The organism is Legionella sp. ST3F1 (assembly GCF_048553315.1).
Classification (GTDB): domain Bacteria; phylum Pseudomonadota; class Gammaproteobacteria; order Legionellales; family Legionellaceae; genus Tatlockia; species Tatlockia donaldsonii.
In genome coordinates, this window is the sequence record NZ_JBLZIO010000054.1 from 1 (window position 1) to 756 (window position 756).

Sequence of the window (756 nt, forward strand, 5' to 3'; positions counted from 1 at the left end):
GTCTTACCATGATCTACGTGACCAATCGTGCCAACGTTAACGTGTGGCTTCTTACGCTCAAATTTTTCCTTCGCCATCGGAAAATCTCCCCATTCAAAAGTTTATAACTGTATGGTGCCCACAACTGGACTCGAACCAACGACCTCTTCCTTACCAAGGAAGTGCTCTACCGCCTGAGCTATGTGGGCATTAAATTACAGACTTTACAGTCTGCCGCTTAACAAACTTGGAGCGGGTGATGGGAATCGAACCCACGCTATCAGCTTGGAAGGCTGAAGTTCTACCATTGAACTACACCCGCTTGTCAACCACATCTTTTTGTTCATATTGGTGGAGGGGGAAGGATTCGAACCTTCGAAGGCAGAGCCGTCAGATTTACAGTCTGATCCCTTTGGCCGCTCGGGAACCCCTCCAAAAAGAACGCCATTTTCTTTCATGATATGATTAAAGTCAATAGCCTTGTAGTACACGAGGGCTAGCATCTAGATGGTGCTGGCACCAGGAATCGAACCCGGGACCTACTGATTACAAGTCAGTTGCTCTACCAACTGAGCTACGCCAGCATACTATTTACGCCATGTGCTTTAGTCAGGCTAACTGGGACTCCAGTCAGTCCGGATGAAACAGCACGGTTTCATCCAATTTTCTCGTGCGCAATTCACACGAGCTACTTCTTAGGAAAAAGCCCTGGCGATGACCTACTTTCGCATGGAGAAACTCCACACTATCATCGGCGCGGGTTTGTTTCACTTCTGA

At 47.9% G+C, this 756-nt stretch carries 4 tRNA genes; all 4 read right to left on the reverse strand.

What is annotated here, in order from left to right:
- Nucleotides 1-112: 112 nt before the first annotated feature.
- Nucleotides 113-188 (reverse strand) — tRNA-Thr (locus tag ACN4Z1_RS15915).
- 39 nt (nt 189-227) lie between these two features.
- A tRNA-Gly gene (locus tag ACN4Z1_RS15920) sits at nt 228-301 on the reverse strand.
- 27 nt (nt 302-328) lie between these two features.
- Nucleotides 329-413 (reverse strand) — tRNA-Tyr (locus ACN4Z1_RS15925).
- 74 nt (nt 414-487) lie between these two features.
- Nucleotides 488-563: transfer RNA gene (locus ACN4Z1_RS15930), tRNA-Thr, on the reverse strand.
- Nucleotides 564-756: the final 193 nt, after the last annotated feature.